The sequence below is a fragment of the uncultured Parabacteroides sp. genome, from assembly GCF_947855115.1.
Classification (GTDB): Bacteria; Bacteroidota; Bacteroidia; order Bacteroidales; family Tannerellaceae; genus Parabacteroides.
Genome location: NZ_CANTZW010000018.1, coordinates 24,652 through 40,257 on the forward strand (window position 1 = coordinate 24,652; position 15,606 = coordinate 40,257).

Here is a 15,606-nt window from a genome sequence, read left to right on the forward strand (position 1 = left end):
ATTCTTTTTCTCTTTTGCGTGTCTTATCCAATTAGTCTTGCACCTCATTCCAGACCCGGTCCATCTCGCTTTCTAATTCGGCTCGTTTTGTTGCGGATGAGGCTAGTTGCCGCAAAGTCTCTAGGTCATTTCGTGTATAGAGTCCATTTACGTATCGGGTTAATAAATCGCTTATATGTTTGTTTTCTTCTCCCATTATTTCTTATATATATTAATAATACAAATAAGTCATGAATAACTGGGATGTCATTAACTTTTATTAGTATGCGATTTTATTATCTTCGCGAAACGATATGCGATACTAAATGAAAGAGGAACAAATTATAAAGTCGTTGAAGGAAGGAGATAGGGAGGCTTTTTCGGTGTTGTATAAGCAATATTGGACAAAAGTTTATCATTTCTGCGGGCTTTATTTGAATGATCGGGAGGTTGCCGAGGACGTAGTGCAAGAGGTGTTTATCAAGGTCTGGGAGTCAAGGGAATTCATCCGGGAGGATGATAATTTTAAAGGCCTTCTGTTTATTATCACCCGAAATTTGATCTTTAACCAACATCGGAAGAACGTGAACGAGGATTTTTATAAAATGACGGTCTTGTCCGCTATGGAGACCTCCTACGACTTGGAGGAAGAAATCGCCGCCTATAATTTGGGAGAGTATATCGATCGCTTGATAGAAGAACTGCCGGAAAAACGACGGATTATCTTTAATTTAAGCCGGAAAGAACATAAAAGTTATAAAGAGATAGCCTTGCAACTCAATATTTCAGAGAAGACCGTGGAGAACCAGATTAGCGAAGCCTTGAAGTTCCTGAAAAAAAATATTATGTTGCTTATCTGGTTTATCTAATGTCTTCCTAGGTTATAATTGGGGGTTCGGAAGTGCTATCCCTCTATCGGTAGTACGGCAAAGATAGTCTTTCCTCACCAATAAATAATTATAGTTGTTTTTCGTCTTAAGTTCTAGTTTTACCCGTCTTCTTTTTCCGGTAATACATAGATACGGTGTGTTCGATATCCTACGCTGGCTACTACGTTATCCTTGATAAATTGCTTGATATCCTCACCCGCACGATAGCGGGTACAATTGTTCAAACCGGCATAATCGGTGAGGTTTATATATGAGTTTTTTTCCAGGTAGGATAACATCTTAACCCTTCTTCCCTCGATTCCTGTCTTGGGAAGATTTTCCCGCTTAACCAAGATGGGAGCGTTCTTTTTCACCATCTCCTTCAGCCGGGGAGAGCAGCGGAAGTTAACACCGTGTATATTGGCACTTGATTTAGTGTTTCCTTTCTGGTCTACTACTTCTTTGCTTTTTACCGAAGGCGAGAAATGCCCCAACCCTTCTAGTTCCACGCTGTATCCATAAGATAATTCCCTGCCGATATAGGAGGTAAGTGCCTCTAATACACCTTTTATATCTGCGGAGGTGACAGATGAGCACTCGGAGATATACTCACATATATCGTTCATGCGTTTGGTATCTCTGGTGATGACTCGTGCGCAGGATATTGGTCCGTTTTGTTTATTGCCCGGTGTATTATAGATACTGACTTGGATGCCACTTCTCGGTTTTCCCATAATTTTCTAGTTGTTTAATGGATAATATTATAATGTCTCTGTGATTTAACGTTTATCTTTTGGGTGTTTCTCTTCAATGAAATCGGTTGCCGACACCCTCGGCAATATAACTGACGCTGTCGGCAGTATTGCTGACGAGGTCGGAAATCCTGCCGACCCCGTCAGCAACTAATTTCATTAGATACAAAGGACGGGAATATAAAGGTGGAAAGCAAGAAAGAACCATTGTATTTCTTGCATACTTAAGTGAAATTTTTTTTATCATCCAATAGGGGGAAGGAAAATATGGCGTGTATTTATAAATAGAATAAGAATAATAAACATGAGCGAAGATACGAGAACGATGTTGAAGAAATTGATGCGGGATTCTCTGGATGAGAAAGATCGGCAACGTTTACTATGCGACCCTAGGGTGGAAGAGCGTATGCGTTCACAATGGGATGAGGTTGCGGAAGATATGAATCCCATGGTAGGAGATCGTATCTGGGGACGAATTATAGCTCGGACGATAGCGCAAAACAACGTTCGTAAGCTATATGTCTATAAGATTATGGCGATCGCCGCTTCCGTCTTGCTTCTTTTGGGTGTGGGAAGTTGGGTATATTGGGCCAATACAAAGGAAGATCAATACATATATGTAATGGCCTCCGGTGTCCGTTGTATAGAGTCGGTTTCCTTATCGGATGGTACGATGGTGAGAATGGGCCCCAATAGCCAATTAACTTATCCGAAGAGTTTTAATGGTGAGACACGTGATGTGGATTTAAAAGGACAAGCTTTCTTTGACGTGGCGAAAGACCGAGATAAGCCGTTTACGGTACATACCAAAAACATGGATGTAACGGCCTTAGGTACGGCGTTCGAGGTTTTTAATCATGAATCTGAGAATAAATTGGAGACGATCTTGTTGAACGGTAAAGTGAAGATCGGTTTGGGAGATCCTAATATAAAGAACAGACGTGAGGTGATATTGAATCCAAACGAGATGTTGGTTTACGACAAACAGGCGAATACCGTGAAGGTAAAGAAGGTCAACGCCGAGATTTACTCAGGTTGGCGTAACGGTGTACTTAGTTTTGAGAACGAACGCTTGAGCATGATCCTTACTCGCCTGGAGCCTTGGTACGGACGGAAGATAAAATGCCCGAAAGAGATAGCGGAAAAATACCGGTTTACATTTAAGGTACGGGATGAGTCCCTGGAACGAATCCTGTTTATGTTAAGCAATACGTCACCCATTAAATACAGAGAGAAAGACAGTGAATATGAACTATATATAAAAGGGAGATAAATGAGTGTTTAACCTTAAATTTAAAAAAATATGTTTGTTAACAGTTCTTGAATCTAATAAAGAAACAGGAGGAAAAACAAGGTTTCTCCTCCTGATCGGATGTTCTTGACGGCAGGCGTTAGGAGTTGAGAGGCCGACACACCTGCTAATTTATTCATCAAAAACATTACAAAGTTATGAAAAAAATCAGAAAAGTAAACCGGGTCATGAAGATAAGTACATTGTTATCCTTGGCTTTCGCATGTACTGTATCCGCATCTTCCTATGCGCAAAATAAGCTTTCCATGAATAAACAGGATTGCAGTATATCGGAAGTGCTGAAAGAAATAGAGAATAATAGTGAGTACACGTTCTTCCTGAATGATAATCAAGTAAATGTAAATAGGAAAACGAGTGTAAAAGTAGATAATGCTTCGTTAGAGGAAGTCTTAGAGCAAGCCCTGAAAAATACGGGATATCATTATGAGATCGTAGATCGGCAGATTATAATTAAGTCAAAAAATGTTCCAAATACCTCGCATCCGGGCGCTTTATTCCAATCTTCGCCGCGAAAGATTACCGGGCAAGTTAAAGATGCGCTTGGAGAACCTATTATCGGAGCGAATGTTGTTGTCAAAGGAACTACAAATGGGACGATTACGGATATCGATGGAAACTTCAGCTTAGAAGTGCCAGACAATGCGATCTTGATAGTTTCTTATATTGGTTTTACAGACCGTATGGTTGAGGTTGGTAACTCTTCGAATGTAATGGTTAGTTTGTCCGAAGATACCCAGAAACTGGATGAGGTCGTAGTGGTGGGTTACGGAACGCAAAAAAAGGTGAATTTGACGGGAGCTATTTCCTCTTTGGATGCCGAGACGTTAGAGAATCGCCCGATCACCAATTCTACTCAGGCATTACAAGGTACCCTTGGTGTTTATGTGAATCAGGCTGGTGCTCAGCCGGGAGCGGATGGGGCTACGATTCGTATCCGTGGTCAGGGAACGTTGAATGATAATGATCCACTGATCTTGGTGGATGGAATTGAGTTCCCGTTGGAAGCGGTTAATCCGAATGATATTGAAAGTATTTCTGTATTGAAAGATGCGGCTTCCGCAGCTATTTATGGTTCCCGTGCGGCAAATGGTGTTATTTTGGTGAAGACAAAATCAGGAAAAAAAGGAAAATTCACGGTTGACTATAATAACTATTTCGGTGTCCAGCAAGCCACTTATCTGCCTAATTTCGTTTATGACCCGATCGTATTCATGGAGGCGAGGAACCAGGCGCAACGGAATGAAGGAAAATTGACGGTGGATTATTCAGATGAATTGATTGAGGAATATAAACAAGGAATGCTGACGGACCCGATTACATATCCTTGTAATAACTGGTTAGATATCATGTATAACAATGCTTTCATCATGGAGCACAATATGCGTTTCTCCGGAGGTGATGATAAGTATACGTATTCGGTGTCTTTGGGTTATGGAGACCAGAATGGAGTGTTACGTGGTACCGATGCGAATAAATACACCTTAGCGGTGAATACTTCGGCTCAACTGAATAGCCGTTTAAAGATCGGAGCAAATATTAATGCGCATTATCAAGTCCATAACGCTCCGGTTACAGGTGTCTCTAATTTAGTAGAGATGACTTATAAAGCACAAGCTTTCCATCCGACTTATACGGCAGATGGCCGTTATGCGGATACGTTCGTTCGTACTCCCGGACACAATATCTATCGTCATCCGTTGGCTTTGGCAGATGAGGGAGAAAACCAGCATAAATCCTTACGAATGCTGGCGAATCTTTCAGCGGAATATAAGTTACCGTTTGATATCGTATATAACCTGAATGTCGGTTTAAACAAGTATGATTATTTACAATCTCGGTTTGCTCCGGAAGTGTATGAATATCAATTAAAGACAGATGCGGAGACAAAAATTGTCTTTGATGGTCAGAATACGAGAAATGCCTATAAAAAGGATAAAAATAATTTAGCGGTTACGGTATTCAACACGTTATCGTGGGGAAAGAAGTTTAATGACACTCACGATGTGAAAGTATTGGCTGGTTATAGTTTCGAGAGTGATGATCAGACAGAGTTTTCCGGTAAAGTAGAGGGTTTCCTCGGAAATGAGTTACATGAGTTGGATGCGGGATCCGCGAACGCTGTTGTGGAAGGTACTTCTACCAGATCGGTCTTGATGTCATACTTTGGTCGTGTGAATTACGGGTTTAAAGACCGTTATTTGTTTGAGGGTAATTTCCGCTATGATGGTTCCTCTCGTTTCGCCAAAGGAAATAGATGGGGAATATTCCCTTCTTTCTCTGCCGGTTGGCGTTTGAGCGAGGAAGAGTTTATGAAAGATATCCCTTGGATTTACAACCTGAAGTTACGTGCCTCATGGGGACAATTGGGAAATGAGCGTATCGACTTGTTCCGTTATGTTGATTTAATGGATTTATCGACAACCTATCCTCTAAATGGAACGATCCAATCAGGAGCTGCTGTTACCGCTTATAATGATCCGAATATAACTTGGGAAACAACTACGATGACAAATATTGGTATAGACGCTTCTTTATTTAATGGTAATATTGATTTTTCATTGGAGTATTTTGACAAGCGGACTTCTGATATTTTGAGAACCGTTACTTTGCCGGATCAAGTAGGTAGTTTGGAGGGGCCTATCCGTAATATTGGTGAGGTCAGCAATAAAGGATTGGAGTTAAACCTTGCTTACAGGAATCATATAGGAGATTTCCGTTATGAGATAAATGGTAATATGACATTGATTAATAATAAGATCACGAATCTAAATGGAGATACGACTATCGATGGTATGTTTATCTTGAAAGAGGGAGAAGAGATAGACTCTTATTATATGCTTCATTGTATCGGTATTTTCCAATCAGAGGAAGAGATCGCTAACAGCCCGTATCAGACAGCGGCGACTAAACCCGGTTATCTGAAATTTGAGGATGTGAACGGAGATGGAAAGATCACGGAAGATGACCGTAAGATATGTGGTAGCGTAATCCCGAAGGTAACTTATGGTTTCAATATCAATTTGGGGTATAAAGGATTCGATCTTTCTGCGTTTTTCCAAGGAGTTACAGACGTTTATACATACGGAGACCGTATCGGGGCTACACCTTTGTGGTTTGGCTGCGGTTTGCCGGAACAGTGGTTGACGGATGCTTGGACTCCTGAGCGGGGTACTAGTGCCACATTGCCTATTTTGACTACATACGAAGGATGCTTGAATGAGAATTTCCGTACAAATGATTTCTGGTTGAGAAATGCCTCTTATTTACGCCTGAAAAACTTACAACTTTCTTATAACGTGCCGACATCTTTCTTGAAGAATGGGATAGTTAAGCGGTTAAAGGTTTTTGTTAATGCGCAGAATTTATTCACCTTCTCTCCGATGAAAGATTTTGATCCGGAGAAAGATTTGAAGGGTAGTAATTGGTATACTTACCCATCGGTTCGGACGTATACAGCAGGTGTTAATGTTACATTTTAAATAAAGGAAAAGACTATATGGGACGTAAATTGTATAAGAAATATATGATATGTATCGCTGTTGCATGTATGGGATTGAGCGCATGCGATAGTTGGCTGGACGTAGATCCTTCGGATAAATATTCTACAGATACGTTTTGGAAGACGGAAGAACATGCGAACGCAGGTATTATGGGATGTTATAATGCGTTGATGCCTTGGCGTTCATTGCATACGATGGAGTTTGACATGTTGACAGCCAATGCGATGCCTTATAATGAGGCCAACGGTACACAAGCGATAGGTAAGGGTGAGCATTTATCCACGACAGACTTGATCGCTTCGTTATGGAAGAACTGTTATACTGGGATCGGGCGTACGAATACGTTTATCGAAAACATATCTACGGTGGACATGGATGAAAAAGGCAAAAATGAGATGATAGGAGAGGCTAAATTCTTACGTGCTTTTTTCTATTTGAATATGGTCGATAAGTTTGGTGGTGTTCCTTTGATTACGGATGCCCCGAATGCGGATGAACAGGCATCCTTGCCTCGTAACACGAAAGAAGAATGTGTGACACAAATTATCAAGGATTTGGATGACGCGATAGCGGTGTTACCAGAGACTTATGCCGATACCGACCTTGGACGTGCTACGAAAGGAGCTGCCTTAGCCTTGAAAGCCCGTGTTTTACTTTATAACTCTCGCTGGGCAGAGGCTGCTCAAGCGGCTAAACAGGTAATGGAATCGGGTACTTATCAATTATTTGAAGATTATCGTCATTTCTTTAGCGAGGCTAATAAACATAATTGCGAGGTGATTTTTAACGTGGAAACGAAATCGCCCGAATATACTACGGAGTACGATCAACAGATCTGGCGTTTGAATCGTCCGGCTCCCTTGAAGGAATTGGTTGATATGTATCTCTGTACTGATGGGAAGACGATAGAGGAATCTCCTCTTTATGATCCGGCTCACCCATATGAGAACAGAGATCCTCGTTTGCTGAAATCGATTGTTTGTATAGGTTATCCTTATCTGGGGAAGACTATTACATCAGAAGATGTGGCAACCACAGGGTTTGGTGTAAAGAAATATACCTCTTATGAGGATGATGTTGAGGTTCCCTTGGTAGAGCGTTCTGCTTTCAACTTTATCTTGATTCGTTATGCGGAAGTTTTGTTGACGTATGCCGAGGCGCAGAATGAGGCGAGTGGTCCAGATCAGTCGGTTTATGACGCTATCAACCAATTACGTAAACGTCCGGACATCAATATGCCTGAAGTTCCCAAAGGTTTGACGAAAGATCAGATGCGTGAGGTGATCCGCCGTGAACGTCGTATCGAGTTGACCTTTGAAGGACTCTACTATTCGGATATCTTGCGCTGGAAAACCGCCGAGAAAGAGAATAATGGTTATATGCATAATTATGAGGGAGTGGAAGTTGTGAAACGCTCTTTCAATCCTGAGCGAGATTATTTATGGCCAATTCCTTATAACCAGACTGTCTTGAACCCGAATTTGGAGCAAAATCCGAACTGGGATTAAACAGGACACTGTATTTGAAAATAAATCATGAATATAAAACAAACCATTTTAACTACCAGCGGGCTTTTGCTCGCTGGTATTGTTGAGGCTCAGTCGGCTCACCCGAACGTGATCTTGATCTATACGGACGATCATGGATCGTTGGATGTGAATTGTTTTGGAGCGAAAGATTTATGTACCCCCAATATGGATGCCTTGGCAAATCAGGGCGTTCGTTTTACCCAGTTTTATGGGGCGGCGGTTAGCTCGGTGTCGAGAGCTTCTTTATTGACGGGGCAATTCGCCAAACGCGCGGGACTTACGGTGAATGCGGGAGGAAATAATTTCTTGCCGGTAGAAAAAGAGACCATAGCCGAGCGGATGAAATCGAATGGTTACCGTACTGCCTTGATCGGAAAATGGCATTTGGGCGACCGTATAGAACAGGGGCCGAACGCACAGGGTTTCGATTACTTCTGGGGGATACGGGGAGGATGTGTGGATAATTATTCCCATTTCTATTATTGGGGAGGCCCGAACCGGCACGATTTGTGGCAGAATGAGAGGGAGATCTATTCTCCGGGAAACTTCTTTGCCGCTGAGAACCTGAAAGAGATCAAGAAGTTCGCCACGGAAGATAAAGAGAAACCGTTCTTTATCTATTGGGCGGTAAATATACCTCATTATCCATTGCAACCCAGCGAGAAATGGCTGGATTATTATGCGGACCTGCCTAATCCTAGAAGAATGTATGCGGCGTTTGTCTCTACCTTCGATGATTATTTAGGAGAGTTACGTACCTTCTTGGCCGCCGAGGGATTGGCCGATAATACCATTCTGGTTTTCCAGTCGGACAACGGGCATAGCATGGAGGAGCGTACTTTTAGAGGAGGAGGCTATAGCGGTCCTTACCGGGCCGGAAAGTTCTCTTTGTTTGAGGGAGGTATCCGGGTCCCGGCTATTATCTGCTGGCCCAAGGAATTGCCTCAAGGAGAGGTACGTGATCAGGTAGCGATGAATATAGACTGGTTCCCTACGTTGGTCGAGTTATGCGGTCTTTCCACGGAAGGGATGGATGTAGATGGAAAGAGCTTGGTTCCACTTATAAAAGACGGTTCTAAGCCATCTCCCCATAAGGTACTCCATTTTGACTTTGGGAATCAGTGGGCGGTCCGTTGCGGAGAGTGGAAGCTAATAGCGAATCCTCATGACGTGACCCCGAAAGGAGAAGTGGTCCTTAATGAGTTGTTCCTTTCCAATTTGGAAAAAGATAACACCGAACGCACGGATTTCAAAGATCAATATCCCGAGAAGGTAAAAGAGTTGCGATCGATGAGAGACGCTTTTGAGAGTTCTTTAAAAAAGTGATGATCTTAGGAATGTAAGTATATTCTTGCTTTAAAAAATGTGAAAAGAAAGAACGTCTGATTATGTATGTTTATATTTGTTTAATAAAAAGCCAATATATCAAATAATATCATGAAGAATAAACTAATGTTTCTGACGGCAGCCTCGGCCTTTTCGATGGCAGGTATGGCCGCTGATTACACGAATATCGTCTTAATTAATTTGGATGATGTAGGTTACGGAGATTTTTCTTGTAATGGAGCTTACGGGTATACCACTCCGAATATCGATAAAATGGCGGCGGAAGGCGTTCGTTTTACGCATTTTTTGGCGGGGCAGCCGATTAGTGGGGCATCTCGTGCCGGCTTGTTGACCGGTTGCTATCCGAATCGTATCGGTTTTTCCGGCGCTCCGGGGCCTGACTCGAACTACGGGATCCATCCGGAAGAAATGACGATCGCGGAAGTATTGAAGCAGAAAGGATATAGTACCGCTATTTTCGGTAAATGGCATTTAGGTAGCCAGAAGGAGTTCCTACCCCTGCAAAATGGCTTCGATGAATACTATGGTTTACCGTATTCCAACGATATGTGGCCTTTTCACCCGCAACAGGGCGAGGTATTTAATTTCCCGGATTTGCCGACTTATGACGGAAATGAGATTATCGGCTATAATACAGACCAAACACGGCTGACGACGGACTATACCACTCGTTCTGTTAATTTCATCAAGAAAAATAAGAATAAACCGTTCTTCTTGTATCTGGCTCATAACATGCCCCATGTGCCATTGGCTGTATCCGATAAGTTCAAGGGAAAGAGCGAGCAAGGTTTATATGGCGACGTGATGATGGAGATCGACTGGAGTGTGGGTGAGATATTCAAGACATTGCGTGAACTGGGTTTGGAAGATAATACATTGGTGATCTTGACTTCCGATAACGGGCCTTGGACCAATTATGGAAATCATGCCGGTTCTGCTGGAGGATTGCGTGAGGCAAAGGCTACAACCTTCGATGGCGGTAACCGTGTGCCTTGTATCATGTATTGGAAAGGTAGGACGCTGGCGGGTACGACTTGCAATAAGTTGGCCTCAAATATCGACCTTCTTCCTACGTTTGCCGAGATCGCGGAAGCTCCGCTTCCTCCTCGTAAGATTGATGGAGTGAGTATTTTGCCGCTGATCGAAGGTAAAAAAGATGCCAATCCCCGTGAGTCTTTTGTCTATTATTATCATAAGAATGACTTGGAGGCTGTCACGGATGGAATGTTTAAACTGGTATTCCCTCATAAATACGTTACGTACGGAGCCTATGAGCCGGGAAATGATGGCCAGCCGGGTAAATTGACGAATCTGGAGATCATGAAGCCGGAGATGTACGATTTGCGTCGTGATCCGGGAGAGCGTTATAACGTGATTTCCCAGTATCCGGAGGTGGCTGCGAAATTAATGAAGATCGCGGACCAGAAACGCCATGAGCTGGGGGATGACTTGACGCGAATGAAAGGTACGGAGCGTCGTGATCCGGGTTTGGTACAAGGAAAACAACGTAACGACCTATGAAACAATCATTGATTAGTATCGGATTGACTGCCTGTTGTCTTTCGGGAAACGGGCAGTTTCTCTTGGCCGCTGATAAGCCGGTATCAGAGAATCGCCCTAATATCTTGTTTATCCTCTCGGATGACCATACATCCCAATCTTGGGGTATTTATGGTGGAGTGTTAGGGGAATATGCCCGGAACGAGAATATCCGTCGCTTGGCGAAGGAAGGTTGCGTGTTGGATAACTGTTTCTGTACGAACTCGATCTCTTCCCCTAGCCGTGCGGCGATCTTGACCGGGGCTTATAGCCATGTGAACGGGGTCTATACATTGAGTGATTCTTTCGATCCGGAACAGGATAATATCGCTAAACGAATGAAGGAGGGGGGCTATCAGACAGCCTTGATCGGTAAATGGCATCTGAAAACGCAACCACAGGGTTTCGATTTTTATTCCGTGTTTCATGACCAAGGCGAGTACCGGGACCCTACTTTTATAAATTGTACAGACCCTTGGCCGGGTGAGCGTAACTTTGGGGAACGAGTACGTGGTTTTTCCACGGATATCGTGACAGATAAGGCGATCCGCTGGATGAAGGAGGCCGATAAAAACCGTCCGTTCATGATGTGTTGCCATTTCAAGGCTACTCATGAGCCTTGGGATTTCCCGGAACGGATGAGGCATTTGTATGACGGCGTTGTTTTTCCGGAACCGGAGAATTTATTTGATTGGGGGCCGGAGACAAATGGACGTTCCTTCTCCGGACAACCTTTGGAGGAATTGGCTCGCCGTTGGGACGTAGCGTCGCAAGATCCCGATAAATGGTGGTGCCGGTATCCGGAATTGCCTTTTACGACGAAGGGTATGCACCGATCTGCCGCTCGTAGCGCCGCTTACCAGAAATTGGTGCGCGATTACTTGCGTTGCGGGGCTACGATTGATGATAATATCGGGAGATTGCTGAAGGCGTTGGATGATATGGGCATCGCCGATAATACGATCGTGGTGTACGTATCCGACCAGGGGTATTTTCTGGGTGAGCATGGTTTCTTTGATAAGCGTATGATGTATGAGGAGTCTTTACGTATGCCCTTCGTGATCCGTTATCCGAAGGAGATCCCGGCGGGAACCCGTAATAAGGATATAATCTTGAACGTGGATTTCGCTTCTTTATTGGCAGATTACGCAGGCGTGAAGGTGCCTGAAGAATCGCAAGGCCATAGTTTCCGGGATAACTTGAAAGGGAATACTCCCAAGGATTGGCGTAAGGAAATGTATTATCGCTACTGGACTCAGCATTCGAATCGCCCGGCTCATATGGGAATTCGTAATGAACGGTATAAACTGATGTTCTTCTATGGTGATCGTCTGAATATGACCGGATCGGAGGATAAGACCACCACTCCGGCGTGGGAATTTTACGATCTTCAATCTGATCCGCGTGAGAACCATAACGCCTACGGCGATCCTCAATATGCCAAGATTATCCGGCAGATGAAGGAGGAAATGTTGAAACTACGGAAAGAGGTTCAGGACGAAGATAAGAATACACCTAGAATGAAGAAGATTATGGATACCTATTATTGGTGAAAAAGAGATAAATAGGGGCATGGAAAAAAAGAAGGTATTCGCAAGGAATACCTTCTTTTGCCTCATTAGAGGTTTGGAAACTTTCTATTGTTTAGGCGTATTATCCGTCTTCTTTCCTTTATCCAGCCATTTCTCTTGGATAGTCTGCATCAACTCATAGAAGTTAGGGATGAACATCGTAGCGAATATCGTATTGATAGCCATGCCGAATACTACCGCCGCACCTAGGGATATACGGCTGGCCGCTCCCGCTCCGGTCGCGAAAAGCAAAGGCATGACACCCAATACAAAGGCGAACGAGGTCATCAGGATCGGGCGTAAACGAACGTGTCCGGCTTCCAAGGCGGAATCCCGTATCGGATTGCCTTCCTTCCGGAAATCCCGGGCGAACTCTACGATCAAGATACCATTCTTGGCAGACAAGGCAATCAATAAGATAATACCGATCTGCGTATATACGCTTACCGGAACTCCCATCACCCAACAGCCGATAATAGCTCCCAACAGGGCGATAGGCAAACCCATGATAGCCGCCAACGGACTTGTCCAGCTTTCGTATTGAGCCGAGAGAACCAAGAATGCGACTAGCAATGCCATGGCGAAAATAATCATGGTTGTAGATCCCGCTTTCGTCTCTTGATAAGCGACCGAGGTCCATTCATATCCGAAATTATCACCTAATTGCTCCTGTATCAACTCCTCCATCGCTAGGATCGCCTCCCCGGAGCTATATTTCGGGTTGGCGATACAAGTAATAGCCGCCGATGAATACATATTATATAAGTTGATCTGGTCTAATCCCAATTGCTCGTCTAACTCGATAAAAGAGGAAAAAGGTACCATCTTTCCATTGCTATTCTCCAGACTCAAGCGGAGGACATCGTCGATCACTTTCTGCGCCTCTCCGTTCGCCTCGATCTTAACTTGGTAAATACGTCCGAACTCCACGAAATCGTTCACGTACGCCGCACCCATATAATAGCTGAGCGTGGAGAATACTTGATTCAACTGAAGACCGAGCATCTGCACTTTATCCCGGTCTATCTTCAGCAAATACTGCGGCGTATTGGCTTGATACATACAAGAAAGGTTCAGCAATTGCGGTTTCGAGCGATAGCTGGCCAGCAATGTCTCCACGGCGTGCTGCATCTCCGTCGGGCCTAGGTTCTTACGATCCTCCAATTGCAGTTGCAAACCGCCCGAAGCGCCCAGTCCCGGGATAGCGGGCGGTACCATACCGAATACCTGCGCTTCTTGGATAGCCGATGCCTCCCGGTTGAAACGGTTGGTCACGGCCTCTGCCGTATGTTCCTTGCCTTTGCGCTCGTTCCAGTTCTTTAGGATCACGAAGAAGGTCGCCGCGTTGGATTGCTCTCCTCCACCCATCACGGAGAATCCGCTAACGCTGACGAATGATTTCACCTCGGGGTACCTCTTTAGGATCTCGTCGATCTGCTTGGTGACCGCCTCCGTCCGGTTCAAGCTCGCCGCCGGGGGTAATTGGGATACGACTAGGAAATAGCCGTCGTCCTCTTCGGGTATAAAGGTTGCCGGCCAGCGCATAAACAAGATAACCGCTACCGCCGTGATGATACCGTAAACGATCATCGCCGTTCCCGGCCGTTTCAGCATCCGCTCTACGATCGAGTCGTACATCTTCTGGGTCTTTCCGTATATCTTATTGAATCCCTTGAAGAGGAAGAATTTCGGTTCTTCCGTATTCTTCTCCAAGAAAAGGGCGCAAAGCGAGGGCGTAAGCGTAAGTGAGTTAAATCCGCTTAATACGGTAGCGGCGGCGATTGTCAAGGCGAATTGCTTATAGAGCTGCCCGGAGATACCGCTGATAAACGTTGTCGGGATAAATACCGCCAATAGTACCAGTACCACGCCCACGATAGGCCCCACGATCTCGTCCATGGCCTTCGATACCGCCTCACGGGCCGTATATTTTCCGGTATCAAGGAGCCGGGTGGAGTTCTCTACCACCACGATGGCGTCATCTACCACCACCGCTATCGCCAGGATCAGGCCGAATAGGGTTAACGTATTAATGGAGAACCCTAAAGCCGCCATGACCGCCAGCGTACCGATCAATGAGACCGGAATCGTAATGAACGGGATGACTACCGCCCGGAAATTCTGCAAGAATAAGAAGATGACCAAGACCACCAGCAAGGTTGTCTCCAAGAACGTGATAAGCACCTCATGGATGGAGGCGTCGATCACCTCGGTCGTATCCAAGGTCACTTTGTATTCCACGCCTTCGGGTAAGGAACTGCCTAATTCTTTCATCTTGGCCTTTACCACCTTCGATACATCCAAGGAGTTGGAGCCCGGTAATTGGTAGATCGCTATCGCCGCCGTCGGCTGTCCGCTTAATTTAGAGACCACGTTATAAGAGGAGCTACCTAACTCTATGCGGGCGATATCTTTCAATCGCAGGATCTTGCCGCCTTGCCCGGTCTTAAGGACAATATTGCCGAACTCATCCGGTGTCGTCAACCGTCCTTTTACGGTCAAGGTGTATTGATAGGGGTTATCTGCCCGTATAATCGGTTGGCCTACGTAACCGGCGGATACTTGGGCGTTTTGCGTGGATATGGCTTGATAAACCATGTCCGGTGTCAAGTTACGGATACGCATCGCCTCCGGATCTAGCCAGATACGCATGCTGTAGTTTCCGGCTCCCATTACCTGTACCGAGCCTACACCCGGCAGACGGGTTAGCTGGTCTATCATATTTAAGGTGGCGTAATTACTTAGATACAACCCATCGTAAATGGAATCCTTGGAACTTAGGGTAAGCATCATCACGATATTGGAGGATTGCTTGCGGGTGGTGATACCTTGTACGATCACGGGTTCCGGCAAGCTGCTCTGGGCGATACTCACCCGGTTTTGCACCATGACGGTCGCCATGTCGATATCCGTTCCCACGGCGAAGGTGATCGTAAGGGAGTAAGCCCCTGAACTGGAGGAGTTGGAACTCATGTAAAGCATACCGTCCACGCCGTTTACCTGTTGCTCGATCGGTAAACCTACGGTCTGCGCTACCGTTTGTGCGTCCGCTCCGGGATAAACGGCAGATACCTGTACGGTAGGCGGCGTGATCTCCGGATACTGGGCGATCGGTAATATATTGAGGGTGACCAAACCCGCCACGACGATGATCAGAGCAAGTACGGTGGCGAATATCGGTCTGTTAATAAAGAACTTTACCATAGCT

At 44.9% G+C, this 15,606-nt stretch carries 10 protein-coding genes; 7 read left to right on the forward strand and 3 right to left on the reverse strand.

What is annotated here, in order from left to right:
* Positions 1 to 31 precede the first annotated feature (31 nt).
* Positions 32 to 196 carry a hypothetical protein gene (locus Q0110_RS11815; RefSeq protein ID WP_297906366.1) on the reverse strand — a complete coding sequence of 55 codons (165 nt, stop codon included), beginning with the start codon at positions 194 to 196 and terminating at the stop codon, positions 32 to 34.
* Positions 197 to 305: 109 nt separating this feature from the next.
* Between Q0110_RS11815 and Q0110_RS11820 the strand changes: the two genes are divergently transcribed.
* Positions 306 to 848, forward strand: coding sequence for an RNA polymerase sigma-70 factor (locus tag Q0110_RS11820; protein ID WP_297906368.1), 543 nt, complete (start codon positions 306 to 308; stop codon positions 846 to 848).
* 119 nt (positions 849 to 967) lie between these two features.
* Here the strand turns inward: Q0110_RS11820 and Q0110_RS11825 are convergent, their stop codons facing one another.
* A complete protein-coding gene (locus Q0110_RS11825; RefSeq protein ID WP_297906370.1) occupies positions 968 to 1,582 on the reverse strand; it encodes an HU family DNA-binding protein in 615 nt (204 codons plus the stop codon).
* Between the two features lie 322 nt (positions 1,583 to 1,904).
* Between Q0110_RS11825 and Q0110_RS11830 the strand changes: the two genes are divergently transcribed.
* The 6 genes from Q0110_RS11830 (at position 1,905) to Q0110_RS11855 (ending at position 12,380) form a co-directional block, all read left to right on the forward strand.
* Positions 1,905 to 2,873, forward strand: coding sequence for a FecR domain-containing protein (locus Q0110_RS11830; protein WP_297906372.1), 969 nt, complete (start codon positions 1,905 to 1,907; stop codon positions 2,871 to 2,873).
* Between the two features lie 176 nt (positions 2,874 to 3,049).
* Positions 3,050 to 6,391, forward strand: coding sequence for a TonB-dependent receptor (locus Q0110_RS11835; protein ID WP_297906374.1), 3,342 nt, complete (start codon positions 3,050 to 3,052; stop codon positions 6,389 to 6,391).
* Between the two features lie 17 nt (positions 6,392 to 6,408).
* The gene (locus Q0110_RS11840; RefSeq protein WP_297906376.1) at positions 6,409 to 7,920 is read left to right on the forward strand and encodes a RagB/SusD family nutrient uptake outer membrane protein; all 1,512 of its coding nucleotides are present in this window, start codon (positions 6,409 to 6,411) and stop codon (positions 7,918 to 7,920) included.
* Positions 7,921 to 7,947: 27 nt separating this feature from the next.
* Entirely contained in the window at positions 7,948 to 9,267 is a 1,320-nt protein-coding gene (locus tag Q0110_RS11845) for a sulfatase-like hydrolase/transferase (protein ID WP_297906378.1), read from the forward strand.
* A gap of 111 nt (positions 9,268 to 9,378) precedes the next feature.
* Positions 9,379 to 10,809, forward strand: a complete 1,431-nt coding sequence (locus Q0110_RS11850) for a sulfatase (protein WP_297906380.1) — start codon at positions 9,379 to 9,381, stop codon at positions 10,807 to 10,809.
* Positions 10,806 to 12,380: a sulfatase gene (locus Q0110_RS11855; RefSeq protein ID WP_297906382.1), complete on the forward strand. Its 1,575-nt coding sequence runs from the start codon at positions 10,806 to 10,808 to the stop codon at positions 12,378 to 12,380. Before Q0110_RS11850 ends, Q0110_RS11855 begins: the two co-directional genes overlap by 4 nt.
* An 84-nt stretch (positions 12,381 to 12,464) precedes the next feature.
* Here Q0110_RS11855 and Q0110_RS11860 read toward each other — a convergent pair whose 3' ends face one another.
* Complete coding sequence (locus tag Q0110_RS11860) at positions 12,465 to 15,602, reverse strand: multidrug efflux RND transporter permease subunit (protein ID WP_297906384.1); 3,138 nt, start codon at positions 15,600 to 15,602, stop codon at positions 12,465 to 12,467.
* Positions 15,603 to 15,606 lie beyond the last annotated feature (4 nt).

Bases quoted from the DNA above. Each gene is read 5' to 3' on its own strand.
- Q0110_RS11825 (WP_297906370.1), bottom strand. From the start codon at position 1,582: ATGGGAAAACCGAGAAGTGGCATCCAAGTCAGTATCTATAATACACCG.
- Q0110_RS11845 (WP_297906378.1), top strand. From the start codon at position 7,948: ATGAATATAAAACAAACCATTTTAACTACCAGCGGGCTTTTGCTCGCT.
- Q0110_RS11860 (WP_297906384.1), bottom strand. From the start codon at position 15,602: ATGGTAAAGTTCTTTATTAACAGACCGATATTCGCCACCGTACTTGCT.
- Q0110_RS11835 (WP_297906374.1), top strand. From the start codon at position 3,050: ATGAAAAAAATCAGAAAAGTAAACCGGGTCATGAAGATAAGTACATTG.
- Q0110_RS11820 (WP_297906368.1), top strand. From the start codon at position 306: ATGAAAGAGGAACAAATTATAAAGTCGTTGAAGGAAGGAGATAGGGAG.
- Q0110_RS11850 (WP_297906380.1), top strand. From the start codon at position 9,379: ATGAAGAATAAACTAATGTTTCTGACGGCAGCCTCGGCCTTTTCGATG.
- Q0110_RS11815 (WP_297906366.1), bottom strand. From the start codon at position 196: ATGGGAGAAGAAAACAAACATATAAGCGATTTATTAACCCGATACGTA.
- Q0110_RS11855 (WP_297906382.1), top strand. From the start codon at position 10,806: ATGAAACAATCATTGATTAGTATCGGATTGACTGCCTGTTGTCTTTCG.
- Q0110_RS11840 (WP_297906376.1), top strand. From the start codon at position 6,409: ATGGGACGTAAATTGTATAAGAAATATATGATATGTATCGCTGTTGCA.
- Q0110_RS11830 (WP_297906372.1), top strand. From the start codon at position 1,905: ATGAGCGAAGATACGAGAACGATGTTGAAGAAATTGATGCGGGATTCT.